This is a genomic window from Desulfobaculum xiamenense (genome assembly GCF_011927665.1).
Taxonomy (GTDB): Bacteria; Desulfobacterota; Desulfovibrionia; order Desulfovibrionales; family Desulfovibrionaceae; genus Desulfobaculum; species Desulfobaculum xiamenense.
The window spans coordinates 854,713-870,754 of sequence record NZ_JAATJA010000002.1; the positions used below are offsets into that span (position 1 = coordinate 854,713).

Sequence of the window (16,042 nt, forward strand, 5' to 3'; positions counted from 1 at the left end):
TCCGGCGAAAGCCGGGCGGCCCCTGTTGTTGTTTGGCGTGGGAGATTGCGAGAGGTGCGGGGAAATGACCTGCAAGAAAAGGGGGATGACGTAAGGCGCTGGTCAGCGCGCGTGAGCGGCGGTGAGTACGTGCAGCCGTTCGTCGAAGGCTGCGGTCGAGAAGCGGCTGGCCCTGCGTTCACACGAGTCGCGCATCGCCAGTGCCTGCGCCGGAGCGAGAGCGTCGACGGCCCGGACGACATCATCCGGAGCGGGAGAGGGCGGGAGCAGGAGGCCCGTCTTGCCGTGGACCACGGTCTCGCGCAGGCCGCCCTCGTTCACGCCGATGACGGGTTTCCCGGCGGCCATGCATTCCACGGGGGACATGCCGAAGTCTTCATCGCGCGGGATGTAGATGGCGGCGATGCAGGAGCCGACCAGCTCTTGCAGGCGGCGCTCACCCACGAATCCCGTGAATTCGATGTTCGGTGCCCCCTGTGCGAGGGCCTTCAGCGCGGGCAACTGCGGTCCGCCGGATGTCACCACGAGCCGTCTCTCCGGCATGGAGGCGAAAGCGCGGACGATGACGTCCACCCGCTTGAGCGGGTCCAGCCGCGCGCAGGAGAGGTAGAAGCCGTCCTGCGCGATGAAGCGGAAGCTCTGCGTGGGGCAGGGGGGATGGATGATTTCCGACTCGATGCCGAGGTAGCGCCGGAGCCTCTCCTGTACCGTGGCCGAATTGGCAATGACCACGTCCATCTCTGCCATGGCCCGTTCGTAGGCAGAACGGAAGATTCGCGTTACCAGCCGCAGCCACGGGCGTTGCCATGGCGGCAGTGCGGCCAGCGTGGCCTCGTGCAGGTCGTAGAGCATGCGCGGTGGCGTGTGGCAGTAGAGAATCCTGCGTCCATCCACGCGCGCATGCGCCAAGGGGCAGATCGTTCCGCTGAAGAGCGTCCATGGGGCGCTGGTTTGCGGCATGTGCGCGAAGGCGTTGCCGAGGGTCAGCGTGCGTGAGAGCCGGGCCTTGATGGGCGAGCGGCGCAGGGCATCGAGATCCGTGATGTCGAGGCCATCGAAGTATCCGGCGGGGAACGCGGAGTGCTCCATGTGGCTGGTCACGATGCGCGCGCCGAAGCGTTTGGCTACGTGGGTGGCCACACGCTCGCCGCCGCCGGGGAAGCGGAAGGCGTCGTGGATGACCAGCGGCGCACTCATTGTGCGCTCCCTATGGCGTTGGACGCTATCTCACGTTTGGCGTGCATGACGGACCTTCTTCTGCGTGGGCGTGTGTGGCTGATGACGTATGGGCGAGCGTGCGGCGAAGTCGTGCGGCGAGCGTGACGCACAGGAAGCATTCTGTGGCGATGGTCGCCATGGCCGCGCCGCTTCCGGCGAAACGCGGGATGAGCGCGACGTTGAGGGCGATGTTCAGGGCTGCGGCGAGGCACGCCGTGACGGCGTAGAACCGCTCCATGTTCATGGCGATGGCGGCCTGCGTGAGGATGCCTGCGGGCAGGAGGAAGACGAGGGACGCGAGCAGTAGCGGGAGCAGGCGGGCGGATGCCTCGTAGCCGGGGCCGAAGGTCAGGCCGACCAGCCAGTCGGCGGCCAGCGTGCCCGCTGCGAGGATGGCCGCACCGGCCAAAGTCAGCGCGGCGCAGGTGCTGCGCAGTTCCTTCATGAATTCTCCGTGATCGTTCATGAGCTGTCGGAGTCTTCTGAACCAGACCACGCCGACCGGCGCGGCGAGGAGCACGATGCCGTCGAGGAATCTGTATGCCGCCGCATAGTGGCCGGTGTCCGCGGCGCCCGGTCCCATGTGCCGGAGAAGGATGATGTCGCACTTGTAGTACACCGTGGTGGCCGCGTCCACGAGAAGAAACGAAAGACACGCCGAGCGGAGTTCCGCAGCCGCAAGCCAGCCGGGAGTGCGCCATGGTTTCAGGGCCTGCGGACGCAGGACGGCGGCGATGGCGATGGGCAGTGTGAGCCCTGCGCCCCAGCCGATGAACACGGCGGCTGGCGATGGTGCGGCGACGAGCGCTGCGACGATGCCCAGTGCGCCGGTCGTACGGCAGACGCCTTGCCATGCGGCGTCGAGTCCGAAGCGTCCGTCCGCGCGCAGGCCGGAGGAGACGAAGCCGGTCAGCGTTTGCAGGCCGAAGCAGAAGACGGCGGCTGCGGCGTTCGGGCCGTAGGGTGGCGGCGTGAATGCCGCCGCGAGCATCCCGATGGCGCTGAGGTACAGGGCGTGGCTTACGGCGCGTTGGGACAGGGTCTGCGCGTGGCGCGCCATGGACGGGCTGACGCGTATGCCTTCGCGGTAGATGAGGGTGCGGAAGCCGCCATCCTGCGCGATGCCGAACAGCGCCGCCGCGGTGAGGACCGTGGCGTAGTCGCCGAAGGCGACGGGACCGAGGACGCGGCCGAGCGCAAAGCTGATGAGCATGGACACCGCGCCGACGAACGCGGCGGCCAGCCACTGGGGCAGGAGCTCCCGGAGGCGGCTACGCATCGTCGGCTCCGGTTGTGGCGGCGCGCGACTTGGCGGAGAACCGTGCGCATCCGGCGATGAGTAGCACGAACAGGTTGAATGCGGCGAATTCGGCATACGCGGGCATGCCGAGCCCCGCGAAAAGGCCGATGAGCACGGTGGCGAGACCCGCACCGAAAAGCGGCGTCGATTCGGTGCGGGTGTCCAGTGCCGTGCGAAGCGATGGAATCCAGCGGCCAAGGGGCGGTGCCGTGCGGTCCAGCACCATCACGGCGGCCAGCGCCGTGCCGAGGCTGCCGCAGAGGAAGAGTGCCGGGCGCGCGTCGGGCCGGAACAGCCCGGCGCAGAAGAGGAGCGCTCCCGCAGTCGCAGGAAGCGCCGTGCGCATGGCCGCCGAACGGATGCGGTATCTGTCGATGATGGCTCGGAGCGAGGACAGAGAGAGCGTGCGCCTGCGCCACAGCGGATAGAGGACGACTGCCACCGTGCCGAGCAGAAGCGGCAGCATGGGGAGCGTTGCCGCCGTGCCGTTGGCGGCATTGGTCGGGAGTCTTTTCGCCTCGGCGACAAGGACGACTGGGCCGCCGTCGAAGGCGATGGCGTCGATGCGAAACAGCGGATGTGCGACGGGGCGTATCGTGTGCGTGCCCGCCGGAAGGCGGAGGTCGGCGACGGGAGTCCAGCCGCCATTCCAGTCGTCGACGAGGGGAAGCGGTTGCGCGATGCGGACCCCGTCCACGGCGAGAAGCTTTGCGCACAGGTCGCGCGGGACGACGTTGTGGATGCCGATTCCGGAAATCATGGGAGTTTGCCAGCGGATGAACGGTTCGCCGCCGTAGTGGCGCAGCACGAGCTGGAGCGAGCGCGCGGGGGAATCGTCGAGCGTTATGTCGCATGGCGCATCGGTGATTAGGTGATCGACGCCGTCGAGGCGCAGGGTGAGCGTGCTCGGGAACGGCGGGGCCTCGGGAATGGCGAGGTTTGTCCAGCGTAGTGTTTCCGCCATGTGCGGCAGTTCGAATATCCATTCCCGGTATCCGTCTCTTTCGCGCGGCGCGAGGAGCGTCATCCGGCCGTCGTCTGCCGCGTTTGTCACGGTGCCCTTGGCGGTGCGCAGCAGAACGTGGTTCTGTCTGGTCCACCATTCGCGTTGCGCCAGTGGTAGCGCCGGAGTTTCGCCCTCCGTGGTGAGAACGTCCATGAGCACCAGCCGCCATGGACCGTCGGGCGTCGTAGTGTCCTTTCCGGGAGTGGCGTCGGATGTCGTGCGCGGTTGGGCGAGGGCGGTGATGTCGATGCCCCGGATGGTCGCTCCGAGGGGAATGGGCGGGTCGAGGGGGCGCAGGGCGGAGTCGAACCAGTATTTGGCGTGGGGATATCCGCCGCCCGAGGCGTACCCGATGGTTCCGGAGATGATGGGAAAGGTCTGCGGTCCGACGATGCCGCGCCACAGATGGCCGGACACGGGGCGTTCGTCCGCGAAGAGTGGCCGCCAGTCGTCGCTCGTCGGATTGTCCGATTCGAGGGCGCGGAGCATGCGGAAGGAGACCGGGCGGCTGAATGGGGATTCCGTAGGGACGGGGTTGTCCCAGTCGGACAGGGCGGTGCCGACGAGATCGTCGATGGCGGGCACCTCGCGCGTGGCGATCTTGACGAGGCGGATGCCATCGAGTGTGACGGCCTGGCCTTGCCGTGGGTGGATGGTCACGTTCAGCCGTTCCAGTCTGCCGCGTTCGCCGTCGAGTCCGTCCAGCGCGTCGCGCAGGTCCACGACGAGGGTTCGCCCGTCCCCGTGGACGTGTTCCGTGCCGCCGATGGGGCGCAGGCCGTGGGTGATGCGCGGGCGGTGGAAGTCGATGTCGAGCACGGCAGGACCAGGCGAGTCCGCGTCCTGCGGCGACAGGAACATGATCGGCTCCATGAGCGTGGCGGAATCGATGTCGATGCCCCTGTTGCGCAGGGCGGGGCGCAGGTCGAGGGTGGTGATGGTCGTGTCGCCATTTCTTTCGTCGCGCCGGGGAATTTCTCCGGAGTACAGGAAGGTGTCGCGGCCGGGAAATGCGTTGGTATTCAGGGAGAACTGGATCGTATCCGGTTCGCGTCCCCGCACGGAGGTGATGCGAACGATCTGCGCATCGGCGAGCGGCATGTCCACCCGTCCCTGAAGCACGATGCGTCCGCCGTCGAGAACCTGCCGCCATGCGCCGGAGTCCGGCAGGCCCGTTTCGCGTTTGGCGAGATAGAAGGAATCCTTGGCGACGATGGGGGTCGACGCGAGGTCAACGTGTTGCGCCGCGAGCGTGTCGTTCTTGGAAAACGGCGCGTAGGCCGCCTCAAGCGGACTGTCGCCCTCATCACGGACGATGGTGGCGGATACGGAAATTTCCGGGGTCTGGAAGCCCTGCCCCTGCGTCCATGTCACAGCGATCAGCGGCAGGCTTTCGATGTCCGCGGGGGCGTCGGTTAGGTCGAAGGTCCACGAACGTTGCGGGCAGTTCCCGTCGAGGCAGGCGATATTCTCATGCGCATCGAAGAGCCGCCGCTGTGCCCTGACGACGGTGGCCGCGCCCATGACCGGCATGACGCGGGCGTTCAGGCGTAGCGTGGCCTCTGTCGCGAGGGTGATGGTCCACCCCTCGGGCGCGTCGGCGGGCGTGGCGCTCACGGACTGTCCGCACGTGGCGAGCAGCGTGGCGCAAAGAACGCAGCGCAGCGCGCGGCATGCCGGTTGCGCTGCGGCGCGCAGGGTGCGGAGTAGGGCAGGGAAGCCGACCATGGCGCGCCTCCGTCAGGGTGCCTGTTCGATGGTTCTGCTCTTGAGCACGATGCGTCTGCGGCTTTCGGCCTTCATGCCCACGACGAGGAACCAGCATGCCGTGGCCGCGAGAATGGCCGCCGATGACGCCAGCAGGCATCCGGCGATTTCCTCCGGGCTGGCGTGGAAGAAGGAAATGAGCGAGATCATGCCGGCAAGCCCGGTGCCGAGAATCCACAGGTATCCGTAGAGCGAGCAGGCAAGACAGTAGGTGAAGAACACGTTGGCGGCGGCCATGAGCGCCATCGCCGCCACCACCATTCGCAGCGCGGGGGCGGAGTCGAGATAGTTGGCGCCGAAGAGCAGGCTGATGACCGGCTCGGGCCACAGGCCGCACACCAGTGCGAATCCGCCGCCGAGCGCCAGCGTCATTCCCATGCTGAGCCACAGCGTGCGCACGCTGTCCTCGCCGGATTCGTGGGATTTGGTGACCTCCGGGAACAGCACCATGAGCAGCGCGCTCGGCAGGTAGTAGGCGATGCGGCCGAGCACGGCGGCCATGGCGTAGTGCCCTGATGCGTCGGCCGGGCAGTAGTGCCGGGCCAGCACGAGGTCGAGATTGCCAAGCGCCATGAGCAGCGCCGCGTTGACGAGCACGGGCAGCGTGTACCACCCCACCTCGCGCAGCATGCCCTTGGGCAGCGGTTCGGATGGGCCGCTCGCCACGTCGCGCAGGAAGAACAGCGCCAGCGCCAGCGAGGCCCCGACGCCGACGATGCCCGAAACCAGCGCGCCGCCCACGCCGTGCCCCAGTAGCGCCACCAGCGCAAGCGCGGCCAAGAAGCGCCCGACCGACGACATGCACGAGCCGAGGCCGAACCCGGTGAAGCGTTGCAGGCCCATGAGCATGCCGAGCGGGACGGGCATGATGAAGCTCAGGCTTGTCAGCGCCAGCATGAGCAATACGGGCGTGGAGTCTTCCACATGCAGATACGAGCGGATGCCGGGCAGCAGGAAGGTGCCGAGCACGAAGACGCATAGCGCCGCGAGCCCCAGCCAGCGCAGGGACGTGGTGAGCAGGCTGCGCAGTGCGGCGGGATTCTGTACGCCGAGGGAAATGGTGAAGCGCGACAGCACGAGGGGAATGACCACCATCGGGGCCGAGGCGAGAACCGACAGCGAGTTCAGCGCGTTGAAGGTGCCGAAGTCGTCCGGGGTGAGGCTTCTGCCCACGAGGAACTGGAACAGGTAGTTGAAGAGGTTCCCGGAGTTCAGGAGCACCAGAATCAAGAAATTGTGCTGGAGAAAGCGTTTCATGATGTCGCGCCGCCTGTCCGGCCTGCGGGGCGTGCCGGGTGTGCCTGTGCGGGGTCTCGCCGAAGGATGAGAAACCCGTCGTTTTCGAAGACCGTGGCAAAGTCCCTGCGCGCCACGTCGACCATGTCCATGAATTCCATTGCGGCGCGGTCATCCGTGCAGCGTCCGCGCAGCCATGCGCATCCCCTGTCGCCCACATGCCACGGACGCTTCAGGTCCAGTACCACACAATCCGCAGAGAGGAACAGGTCCGGCGGATGCGTGTCGCGTCCGGCCAGCGCCGCGATGGGGTCGCGGCGGCTCAGCGCATCGAAATCCGGCCAGCGCAACGGCTGCGCAACGCCAGCGGGAAACACCAGCAGCGTGCGTTCGCCAAGCGCGCCGTCCCACATCAGCGTGTTCTGCATGGACAGCACCTGCGCGCCGTCGAGGTGGCGGCGCAGCGCGGTCCTGATCATCACGTCCCTTTCTGTGGGAACGTAGGCCCGCCAGCCGTAGGACCATATCTTATCCGTCCAGAACAGGCGCGAGATGGGCGAAGGCGACAGCGCCACATGCCCGAGCAGTAGCGCGGCGAGGACGATGGCTGCCGTATGCCGTCCGGCGCGCGTCGTGCCGAGGAGTTTCCTCGCGCGGGGAAGTCCGTGCATGAAGCCCATGACCAGCGGGGCGATGACCCCTGCCGTGTAGTGGTGGCCGATGCCGTAATGGTTCGGTTCCTGTGAGAGCAGGGCCAGCGCGAGGGGCGGTAGCGCCGGGAGCAGCTCGGCCGGGGCGAGGAGCGGTATGAAGAGGAGCGCCCCGAACAGCGTGCCGAGGTAGAGCAGCTTCCCCGGAGTATCGACCATCGCGCCGAGGGTGGCGAACGGATGGGTGACCATGAACAGCAGCGCCTCGCTGGGAGTGCTCCCCATCCAGCCGAAGGCCCCTGAACCGAGTGGACCGCCGGACGCCGGGCCGAGTGCCGGGATGAGCCACCCCGTGGCCGCAAGGAAGTATCCGCAGCCGAAGACGATGAGTAGTAGCGCGGCGGGGAGCGCCCCGCGCCCTTCCTTCACGAGCAGATATGCGCCGCAGGCGGCGGTTTGTAGGGCGAACGGTTCCTTGACCAGCGCGAGGAGCATGGCCATGGCGCAGGCCGTGGCGAAGCGGCGATCCTCCGCCGCGAAGAGGAAGCCGAACAGCAGCGGCACCGCGAGGTGGTCTGGGTGGAAGTCGAAGAGTCCGTTGAACCAGAGGGGGAAGTACAGAATGAAGGCGGCGAGGGCCGTCCAGCCGTGGCGGCGGGCCAGCTCCGCCGCAGGCATGCACAACAGCGCCGCCTGCGTCACGAGAAGCGCCGCCGCTCCCGCTCCGTCCGGCATGAGTCCGTAGAACCATGCCCAGATGGGCTTGAGCGGCTGGCAGTGCCCCCAGAAGACCACCGGCCACCATGCGCGCAGTTCGAGATCGCGCAGGTGGGCCACGGCGAGGCCGAGGTCCGCGATGCTCGCGTGCAGCGATTCGTGCTTGAGGACGGCCATGGACCCCATGATCAGGAATGCCGCGAGGGTGGCGGGTACCGCTTTTCGTGGAATATCGTTCATTGGCGGCGCAGTGTGGTTCAGACTCCGTGCTTATGTGATGCAGTTGGTGAGCATTATTCCGATTATCCGGTAGACTAGACGACTTGAGGCCCTTTTACAACTTTAGATTTGACTTGTTTCAGGCGTTTACGTATATGATTTAAGAATCCCAAAATTCCCGGTTATATATAAAAACATGTGGGAAACCGCTGCCATGAAGACGAAGCTCGCCATAGTTGTACCAGTTTTCAACGAGGCCGAAAGTCTCGAACTTCTGCATGCGAAGGTGCGGGAGGTCTTCGAGACCATGCCCGGCTATGACTGGGAATTGCTGTTCGTGAACGATGGCAGCGCTGACCGTTCGTGGGAGGTCATCGAGACGCTTTCCCGGCGCGACACGCGTGTCAGCGGCCTGAACCTCTCGCGCAACTTCGGGAAGGAAATGGCGCTCACCGCAGGGGTTTCGGCCATGAACGGCAGCGAGGCCGTGCTGTTTATGGATGCCGACCTTCAGCATCCGCCGGATCTCATCCCGCGCTTTGTGCACGAGTGGGAAAATGGCGCGGACATCGTGGTGGGCATCCGCAAGGCCTGCCGTGATTATTCGCTCATCAAGCGCCTCGGTTCGCGGGGGTTCTACTTCCTCATGTCGCGTCTGTCGGACGTGGAGATTCCGCCCAACGGCACGGATTTCCGGCTGATCGACCGTGGCGTGGTGGAGACGCTGTGCACCTTTACCGAACGTACGCGCATGTTCCGGGGCATCATCGACTGGATGGGCTTCCGTAAGAGCCTCGTCGAGTTCGAGGCGCCGGACCGTTGCAGTGGCAGGCCCACCTATTCGCTGCGCAAGCTGGTGCGGCTGGCCGTGAACAGCCTGACGTCGTTCTCGCTGGCTCCGCTGCGTTTCACCGGGTATCTTGGGGTGTTCATTATCTTCATCGCGGCGGCGCTGTTGTCTTACATGGTGCTGACGGATGTCTTTTTCGATGTGCTCTACACTCCCATCGCCTACGTGCTGGTGCTCAACACCTTCCTCGTGGGCGTGATTCTGGCGGCGCTCGGCATGATCGCACTGTATATCGGGCACATCCACACGGAGGTGGTGGGACGTCCGCTGTTCATCGTGCGCGAGGCCTGCGGGCGGCTCGCGGGCGATGAAGGGGAGCACTCCGGGCGCAGGGTGGGAATCTGCGACAGCATCGACGACGCGAGGCGCAGTGCCCATGCCTGATGTCTCCGTGATCATTCCCTTTCAGACGCCGGGCGACTATCTGCGCCAGACCCTCGACAATCTCGCGCTGATGCGCGGGCCGGACTTCGAGGTCATCCTGCTGCCGGATGGCGAGATGGGCGATTTCGATGCCCGTTGCGGGGATGCCGACGTGGTGGTCATCGCGACCGGAGCAGTCAGCCCCGCCATCAAGCGCGACAGGGGGGCGGAGCGGGCGCGCGGCGCATATCTGGCCTTTATTGACGACGATGCCTACCCAGCGCCGGATTGGCTGGAGCGGGCCATCGCACATTTTGCCGATCCTGACATCGGCGCGGTGGCCGGGCCTCAGGTTACGCCGCCGGAGGACGGATTCTGGCAGAAGGTGTCCGGGGCGATCTTCGTGTCGCCGCTCAACGGTTCCGCCGCACTTCGCTACTGGCCGGGAAAGGCCGGGGCGGACGTGGACGACTGGCCGTCCGTGAACCTCATCGTGCGCGCGGAGGACTTCCGCGCCGTGGGCGGGTTCGACAGCGCTTACTGGCCCGGAGAGGACACCAAGCTGTGCCTCGACCTCGTGCGCAGGCTGGGCAGGCGCATCCGCTACGAGCCGGGGGCCGTGGTTTATCACCACCGGCGCTCGGGCTTCGTGCGGCATATGCGGCAGGTGGGGAACTACGGGCTGCATCGCGGCTTTTTCGCCAAGCGCTACCCGCAGACCTCGCGGCGGCTCGCGTATTTCATGCCGATGGCGTTCTTTCTGTTTGCGGTCTTCGGGTGGTTCTCGCTTTTCGCGGGGAGCACCGCAGCCGCGCTGTATGCGCTGGGCTGGACCGTCTACGCCGCGGCGATTCTCCTTTCCACGCTGGGCGTCTTTGCGCGGCTGCGCGATGCCCGCATTGCAGTGGCGACCATTCCGTATCAGGTGGGAACCCATTTCTGGTACGGATGGCGATTCCTCAAGGGGTTCCTCTTCGTAAAGGAGTTGAGAAGCACGCTTGGGCGCTAGAGAACTCGCCACCGAGGCTTGTGCCTGAACATTCACCCGACGGCAGGGACATCCGCGAATTCGCGCTGAACCGAACAACCGCACACGGGGCCGCGAGTCATGAAGGTTTCAATATCCTATCCGCCTCTGGAGTCCTCCAGAGGGGTACCGCTGCTTTCGCAGAACCGGCAGTTCCAGTGGTTCTGCAATCCGACCTACATCTATCCCATGGTTCCCGCCTCGGCGGCCACCCTGCTGGCCAGCCGCGGCCACGAGGTTCTGTGGGATGACGCCATCGCGCAGGAACGCGGCTTCGACCAGTGGCTGGCCGGAATCATGCGCGACAAGCCGGACGTCATCGCCATGGAGAGCAAGACACCCGTCATCCGGCGACATTGGGAGATCGTCGCCCGGCTCAAGCGCGAGTGCGATTTCGAGCCGAAAGTGGTGCTCTTCGGTGACCATGTCACGGCGCTTCCGGCGGAGACCATGGAAGCCTGCCCGGTGGATGCGGTGATCACCGGCGGCGATTACGACTTCGTGCTGGCCGAACTGTGCGATGCCTACGCGGGCGGCGGCCCCATGCCGCGCGGGGTGTGGCACCGGCTGGACGACGGAACCGTGGCGGCCACCGGCGCGCCGGACATGCATCACGATCTGGACGAGCTGCCGCCCATTGACCGCGACCTGACGCAGTGGCGGCGCTACGCCTACCGCAACGGAAATTTCAAGTACACGCCCGGCACCTACACCATGGCCGGACGCGACTGCTGGTGGGGGCGCTGCTCCTTTTGCAGCTGGACCACCCTCTATCCCGGACGCACCTACCGCACCGTGAGCGTGGAGCGCCACCTCGACGAGGTGGGGCGGCTGGTGACGGACCTCGGCGTACGCGAAATCTTCGACGACAGCGGCTGCTTCCCCAAGGGCGACTGGCTGGAGGAATTCTGCCGTGGCGTCATCGACCGCGGCTACCAGCGCAAGGTGGTCCTCGGCTGCAACATGCGCTGCGGGGCACTTTCGGCGGAGCAGTGGAAGCTCATGAAGCGCGCGGGGTTCCGCTTCGTGCTCATCGGCCTTGAAAGCATGAATCAGTCCACGTTGGACAGGCTCAACAAGGGCCTTCGCGTGGAGCAGATTGAGGAAAGCATCCGCATGGCCAAGAAGGCCGGTCTGGAGCCGCACATCACGACCATGGTCGGCTATCCGTGGGAGACGCGTGCGCAGGCGGAGCAGACCATCGCCGCGGCCAAGCGCATGTTCTCCAAGGGCTACATCGACACCCTTCAGGCGACCATCGTGGTGCCCTATCCCGGCACGCCGCTCTTCGCGGAGGCCCGCGAGAACGGCTGGCTGACCACCGAGAACTGGGACGACTACGACATGAAGCGCTCGGTCTGGAAAAGCCCGGTGGATGAGCGCGACGTGATGCGCTTCACGCAGGAGCTGTACCGCGCTGCGCTGTCCCCGGCGTTTTTGGCTCGCAAGGTCGTCTCCGTGCGCAGCGTGGACGACATCCGCTTCTTCATCCGCGCCGGACGCAAGCTCTTCGCGCATCTGGCGGACTTCAGCAGGACGTGACCGACATGCCCGGCATCGGCGATTACCACGAGACCCGCTTCACCCACGACCCCGCGCGGCGGGGGGTGTGGGCGGAGATAGCGGACTACCTGCGGCCCTACTTTCCGCCCGAGGCCAGCGTGCTGGAACTTGGCGGCGGCTACTGCGAATTCATTAACGCCGTCCCCGGCGCGACGCGGCAGGTGGTGGACCTCTTCGAGGCGCTGCCCCGGCATGCGGCACCGGGGGTGACGGCCCACGTGGGTGACGCCACCTCGCTGTCATTCATCGAAGATGAGAGCGTGGACGTGGCGCTGGCCAGCAACTTCTTCGAGCATCTCGATCGCGAGGGCTTCGAGCGCTGCATCGGCGAGGTGCGCCGGGTGCTGCGGCCCGGCGGGCGGCTACTCGTCATCGGCCCGAATTTCCGGCTCTGCGCGGCGAACTATTTCGACGACTACACCCATCGTCTCATCTTTACGGACAATGGCATGTGCGACTGGCTGGAGAGCCTCGGCCTGCGGGTGGAGCGCGTGGAACCTCGTTTCATGCCCTTTTCCATGAAGAGCAGGCTGCCCAAGGCGCGCTGGATGGTGCGTCTGTACCTGCGCCTGCCGCTGCGGCCGCTGGCCGGGCAATTCTTCGTGTGCGCGGCCAAACCTGTGGAGGGGGCATGAATGGAGGCGTGGTCGTGACGAATGCGCATTCGGACATCTCGCATCCCGGCGACGGCGGCTCCCTCGCGGCGCGGCTGCGGCATTTCCTCGGGCGGGGCTATACCCTGCGCGAGACGGTGCTCAAGGGTTTGCGGCTGTACGTGTGGGCGAGAATCCACCGTATGCTGCGCTACAGCTTCCGCTCGTGCGGGCGGGGGGTCATCGTCGATCCCTCGTGCATCGTGGATGGCGGGCGGTTCATCGAACTCGCCGACAACGTGTGGGTGCAGCGCGGCACTTGGCTGTGCGTGCCGCTGGTGGAGATGGAACGCCCGGAGGACCGCGCCTATCTGTCCGTGGGCAGCTTCACCCGCATCGGCCCGAACTGCACGCTGGCCGCCGCGAGCCGCGTGGTTATCGAGGACAACGTCCTTTTGGGCCCCAACGTGACGGTGCTCGACCATGCCCATGCCTACGAGGATGTCACGCGGCCCGTGGCGCGGCAGGGCATCAAGACCGGCGGGCGGGTCGTGGTGCGCAGGAATGCGTGGCTGGCGGCCAACGTGGTGGTGCATGCCTCGTCGGGCACCTTGGAGATTGGCGAGAACAGCGTGGTGGCGGCAAATTCCGTGGTCATCGACAGCGTTCCCCCGCGCACGGTCGTGGCGGGAAATCCCGCCCGGCCCATCCTGCGGCACGACGCGGGAAGCGGACGCTGGGTGCGTGTGCGCAGCGCGGATGCCGGGGAGGTGACGGCATGAGCGGAACTGGACGTGGAGGATTTCCCGGCGGGCGCGGGCTGGCGCTGTTCCTGATTTGCGCGGGCTACGTCCTTGCGGTGATGGCGGCCCACGTGGAACTGCTCTACGACGAGTTGACCTACGTGGTCGGCGGAGCCACGGCGCTTCGCAATTTCGCCACGCTGACCTTCGATCCCCAGTTCTGGAGCTTCGAGTTCCATCCGCCGTTCATGATGTATTTCTATGGCGGGGCATTCGCGACTTATGTGCTGGCGAATGTGCTGGCCGGTGGCGGCGCGGTCGGCTCCATGGCTGATTTGGCGGTCAGTGCCGCGCAGCTTCTCAAGAGTGACGCCGCCGTCTTCGCCTTTCGCCTGCCGAGTATCGCCGCCGCGCTGGTCACGCTGTTCGTGACGTGGCGCTTCGGCGAGCGCGTGCTCGGGAGCCGCCGCGCCGGGCTGTGCGCCGCGCTGCTGCTCGTCCTCCTGCCGCCGTTCGCCGGGATGGGCGCGGTGGCCTATCTCGAAATCGGCATGGTCGCCACGCAGGCCGTGGCCGCCTACCTGTTCATGACCGCGCTTATCGACGGATCGTGGCGGCGGTATTTCCTTTCGGCGGTCTTCGTCGGCTTTTCCGCGGGCACCAAGCTCTTTTCCGGGAGCATCGGCTTCGTCATCGCCTTCTACATGGCGTTTCTGGCGTGGTGGTATGTGCGCGACAACGGGCGCAACGCGGCGCTTTTGTGGCTGCGCGGGCATCCGCTTGCGCTGGCGTGGTTCCCCATCTCGCCGCTGGTGCTCTACGCGGTGTGGCCGTGGCTGTGGACCGATCCCACCCTGTTTCTCAAGAACCTCGCCGTGCAGTTCACCATCGTGGGGCATGGCTTCTACCTCGGCACGGCGGAACTCGGGCCGGACTACTACTTCGTGTATCTGGCGGTGTGTGCGCCCATAGCCTTCCTCGCCGCGGCGGGGTGGGGCGCGCTGGCCACGCATCGCGAGCGCCCGCGCGAGTTCTGGTTCTTCGCACTGTGGATACTGTTCACCTTCGGCATCATCACTTTGAGCAAGGGCAAGCACGGCGGCTATCGCCACATCATGCCTGCCTTCGTGCCGCTGGCGGTGATGGGCGGCTATGGCGTGGACAGGCTGTTGACGTGGGCGCGCGATACGGCTCGGCCCGTGGCGCAGGCGCTGTCCGTCTTCGCGGTGACCGTGGGCGCGGCGTGGATCGTCTACGCCAACGTCTCGGTATTCCCGCATCAGAAGGACTATTTCAACGAGTTCGTGGGCGGCCCCGCCGGAGCCATGGAGGATTTCATCGTGGCCGACAGCGGAGTGGGGCAGCGCGAGGCCATCGAGTACGTGGATTCCGTCGCGCCCGAAGGGGCCACGGTGTGGGTGTGGGGCACCAAGCCGAACGCCTTCATGTATTCGCGCCGGGTCAACGTGCGTCGCTCCCTCGCCGACGGCGTGGTGTTCACCGCGCGCAACAAGGAGGGTATGGCCCAGAACGAGAGCATCTATCCGCTGGAGGGCTTCGGCAACGGCGACCTGACCTTCCGGTTCCCGTATTTCGACGAAACCTCGCAGGAGATGGATTTTTCGCTTCTGGCCGAAAGTGGGGCGACGCACGTGGTGGTCCACAGGCTGTTCACCTATCCGGGAATGTTTCCGGGGCGGGGGCAGAGTGAACTGCTTCGCGAAATCGAGGCGCGGTACAAGCCGGTGCGGACGTTCTCCGTGCTGGGTGTGCCGACGGCATGGGTCTACGATCTTCGGACCGCGGACGGCGTGGCCGCCAAGCGGATGTCCGCCGGTGCGGACGGGGAGGGTGACGACAATGGCTGAACCCCTCGTCAGCGTGGTCATCCCCACGCACAACAGGGCCGGTGATCTGGTGGAATGCATCGAATCCGTGCTGCGGTCCGACTATCCGGCCATCGAGGTCGTGGTGGCGGACGACTGCTCCACGGACGACACGCAGACGGTGGTCCGCGAGCGCTTTCCCGATGCCGTCATCGCCCGCACGCCGCGAAACGGCGGGGCGTCACTGGCGCGCAACACGGGGGCGCGGGCCTCGCGCGGCGACCTCATCTTCTTCCTCGACAGCGACGCCACCGTCGCGCCGGACGCCATCCGCCGCCTGGTGGACGAATTCGTCGCCAACGACCTCTGCGGACTGGCCGGACCGGTCATCAATTTTTACGACGAGCCGGATGTGGTGTGGTTCGCCGGGGCGGACATCGATCTCGTGACCGGGCGCACCACCTATCTGGCCAGCCCCGCCTCGCAGGACGCGTCGTACCTGACGGGCCACGTGCCCACGGCGTTCATGGTGCGCCGTGGCGTGTTCGAGTCCACAGGCGGCTTCGACACCCGCTACTTCATCATCTTCGAGGAATCGGACTTTGCGGAGGCGGTGACCCGCGCGGGCTACGAGGTGCGCGTGGTGCCGGGGGCACTGGCGTGGCACAAGCTGTCCTTCGCCGATTTCTCGGACGCCGACCAGCGCATCCAGAAGGCCATCGGCCTGCGCAACGCACAGCGCGGGTACCTCGTCTCGCGAAACCGGCTGCTGTTCATGCGCAAGAATGCGACGCGCGCGGGCTATGCGGCGTTTCTCGTCCTGTTTATGCCGCTTCTGACGGGATACTACGTGCTGCAATCCCTGCGCTTCGGGCGGCCGGACATCGCCATGGCCACCCTTCGTGGCGTGGCGCACGGCCTTGCCGGGCGCTTCGCAGAGGAGTCCTGATCGCAAACGTTTTCC

Annotated in this window: 12 protein-coding genes; 7 read left to right on the forward strand and 5 right to left on the reverse strand. The window is 66.2% G+C overall.

What is annotated here, in order from left to right:
* Positions 1-102: 102 nt before the first annotated feature.
* From GGQ74_RS11660 to GGQ74_RS11680, 5 genes are read right to left on the reverse strand one after another with little or no spacing between them, the layout of a single operon-like run.
* Entirely contained in the window at positions 103-1,197 is a 1,095-nt protein-coding gene (locus GGQ74_RS11660; RefSeq protein ID WP_167941715.1) for a glycosyltransferase, read from the reverse strand.
* A 25-nt stretch (positions 1,198-1,222) separates the two neighbouring features.
* Positions 1,223-2,497 carry an oligosaccharide flippase family protein gene (locus tag GGQ74_RS11665; RefSeq protein ID WP_167941716.1) on the reverse strand — a complete coding sequence of 425 codons (1,275 nt, stop codon included), beginning with the start codon at positions 2,495-2,497 and terminating at the stop codon, positions 1,223-1,225.
* Positions 2,490-5,252, reverse strand: a complete 2,763-nt coding sequence (locus GGQ74_RS11670; RefSeq protein ID WP_167941717.1) for a hypothetical protein — start codon at positions 5,250-5,252, stop codon at positions 2,490-2,492. The genes GGQ74_RS11665 and GGQ74_RS11670 overlap by 8 nt, the downstream gene beginning before the upstream one ends.
* Before the next feature lie 12 nt (positions 5,253-5,264).
* On the reverse strand, positions 5,265-6,548 hold the full coding sequence (locus GGQ74_RS11675) for an oligosaccharide flippase family protein (RefSeq protein ID WP_167941718.1): 1,284 nt from the start codon (positions 6,546-6,548) through the stop codon (positions 5,265-5,267).
* On the reverse strand, positions 6,545-8,134 hold the full coding sequence (locus tag GGQ74_RS11680) for a DUF2079 domain-containing protein (protein ID WP_167941719.1): 1,590 nt from the start codon (positions 8,132-8,134) through the stop codon (positions 6,545-6,547). Before GGQ74_RS11680 ends, GGQ74_RS11675 begins: the two co-directional genes overlap by 4 nt.
* Positions 8,135-8,327: 193 nt before the next feature.
* Between GGQ74_RS11680 and GGQ74_RS11685 the strand changes: the two genes are divergently transcribed.
* From GGQ74_RS11685 to GGQ74_RS11715, 7 genes are all read left to right on the forward strand, one after another.
* Positions 8,328-9,347, forward strand: a complete 1,020-nt coding sequence (locus GGQ74_RS11685) for a glycosyltransferase family 2 protein (RefSeq protein WP_245168235.1) — start codon at positions 8,328-8,330, stop codon at positions 9,345-9,347.
* A complete protein-coding gene (locus tag GGQ74_RS11690) occupies positions 9,340-10,335 on the forward strand; it encodes a glycosyltransferase (protein WP_245168236.1) in 996 nt (331 codons plus the stop codon). Before GGQ74_RS11685 ends, GGQ74_RS11690 begins: the two co-directional genes overlap by 8 nt.
* 99 nt (positions 10,336-10,434) lie before the next feature.
* The gene (locus GGQ74_RS11695) at positions 10,435-11,895 is read left to right on the forward strand and encodes a B12-binding domain-containing radical SAM protein (RefSeq protein WP_167941722.1); all 1,461 of its coding nucleotides are present in this window, start codon (positions 10,435-10,437) and stop codon (positions 11,893-11,895) included.
* A gap of 5 nt (positions 11,896-11,900) precedes the next feature.
* Positions 11,901-12,551 carry a class I SAM-dependent methyltransferase gene (locus tag GGQ74_RS11700; protein WP_167941723.1) on the forward strand — a complete coding sequence of 217 codons (651 nt, stop codon included), beginning with the start codon at positions 11,901-11,903 and terminating at the stop codon, positions 12,549-12,551.
* A gap of 14 nt (positions 12,552-12,565) precedes the next feature.
* The gene (locus GGQ74_RS11705) at positions 12,566-13,291 is read left to right on the forward strand and encodes an acyltransferase (protein ID WP_167941724.1); all 726 of its coding nucleotides are present in this window, start codon (positions 12,566-12,568) and stop codon (positions 13,289-13,291) included.
* Positions 13,288-15,120 (forward strand): ArnT family glycosyltransferase, encoded by a 1,833-nt coding sequence (locus GGQ74_RS11710; protein ID WP_167941725.1) that lies wholly within the window; start codon positions 13,288-13,290, stop codon positions 15,118-15,120. The genes GGQ74_RS11705 and GGQ74_RS11710 overlap by 4 nt, the downstream gene beginning before the upstream one ends.
* The gene (locus GGQ74_RS11715; RefSeq protein WP_167941726.1) at positions 15,113-16,027 is read left to right on the forward strand and encodes a glycosyltransferase family 2 protein; all 915 of its coding nucleotides are present in this window, start codon (positions 15,113-15,115) and stop codon (positions 16,025-16,027) included. Before GGQ74_RS11710 ends, GGQ74_RS11715 begins: the two co-directional genes overlap by 8 nt.
* Positions 16,028-16,042 lie beyond the last annotated feature (15 nt).

Bases quoted from the DNA above. Each gene is read 5' to 3' on its own strand.
- GGQ74_RS11660 (WP_167941715.1), bottom strand. From the start codon at position 1,197: ATGAGTGCGCCGCTGGTCATCCACGACGCCTTCCGCTTCCCCGGCGGC.
- GGQ74_RS11665 (WP_167941716.1), bottom strand. From the start codon at position 2,497: ATGCGTAGCCGCCTCCGGGAGCTCCTGCCCCAGTGGCTGGCCGCCGCG.
- GGQ74_RS11670 (WP_167941717.1), bottom strand. From the start codon at position 5,252: ATGGTCGGCTTCCCTGCCCTACTCCGCACCCTGCGCGCCGCAGCGCAA.
- GGQ74_RS11675 (WP_167941718.1), bottom strand. From the start codon at position 6,548: ATGAAACGCTTTCTCCAGCACAATTTCTTGATTCTGGTGCTCCTGAAC.
- GGQ74_RS11680 (WP_167941719.1), bottom strand. From the start codon at position 8,134: ATGAACGATATTCCACGAAAAGCGGTACCCGCCACCCTCGCGGCATTC.
- GGQ74_RS11685 (WP_245168235.1), top strand. From the start codon at position 8,328: ATGAAGACGAAGCTCGCCATAGTTGTACCAGTTTTCAACGAGGCCGAA.
- GGQ74_RS11690 (WP_245168236.1), top strand. From the start codon at position 9,340: ATGCCTGATGTCTCCGTGATCATTCCCTTTCAGACGCCGGGCGACTAT.
- GGQ74_RS11695 (WP_167941722.1), top strand. From the start codon at position 10,435: ATGAAGGTTTCAATATCCTATCCGCCTCTGGAGTCCTCCAGAGGGGTA.
- GGQ74_RS11700 (WP_167941723.1), top strand. From the start codon at position 11,901: ATGCCCGGCATCGGCGATTACCACGAGACCCGCTTCACCCACGACCCC.
- GGQ74_RS11710 (WP_167941725.1), top strand. From the start codon at position 13,288: ATGAGCGGAACTGGACGTGGAGGATTTCCCGGCGGGCGCGGGCTGGCG.
- GGQ74_RS11715 (WP_167941726.1), top strand. From the start codon at position 15,113: ATGGCTGAACCCCTCGTCAGCGTGGTCATCCCCACGCACAACAGGGCC.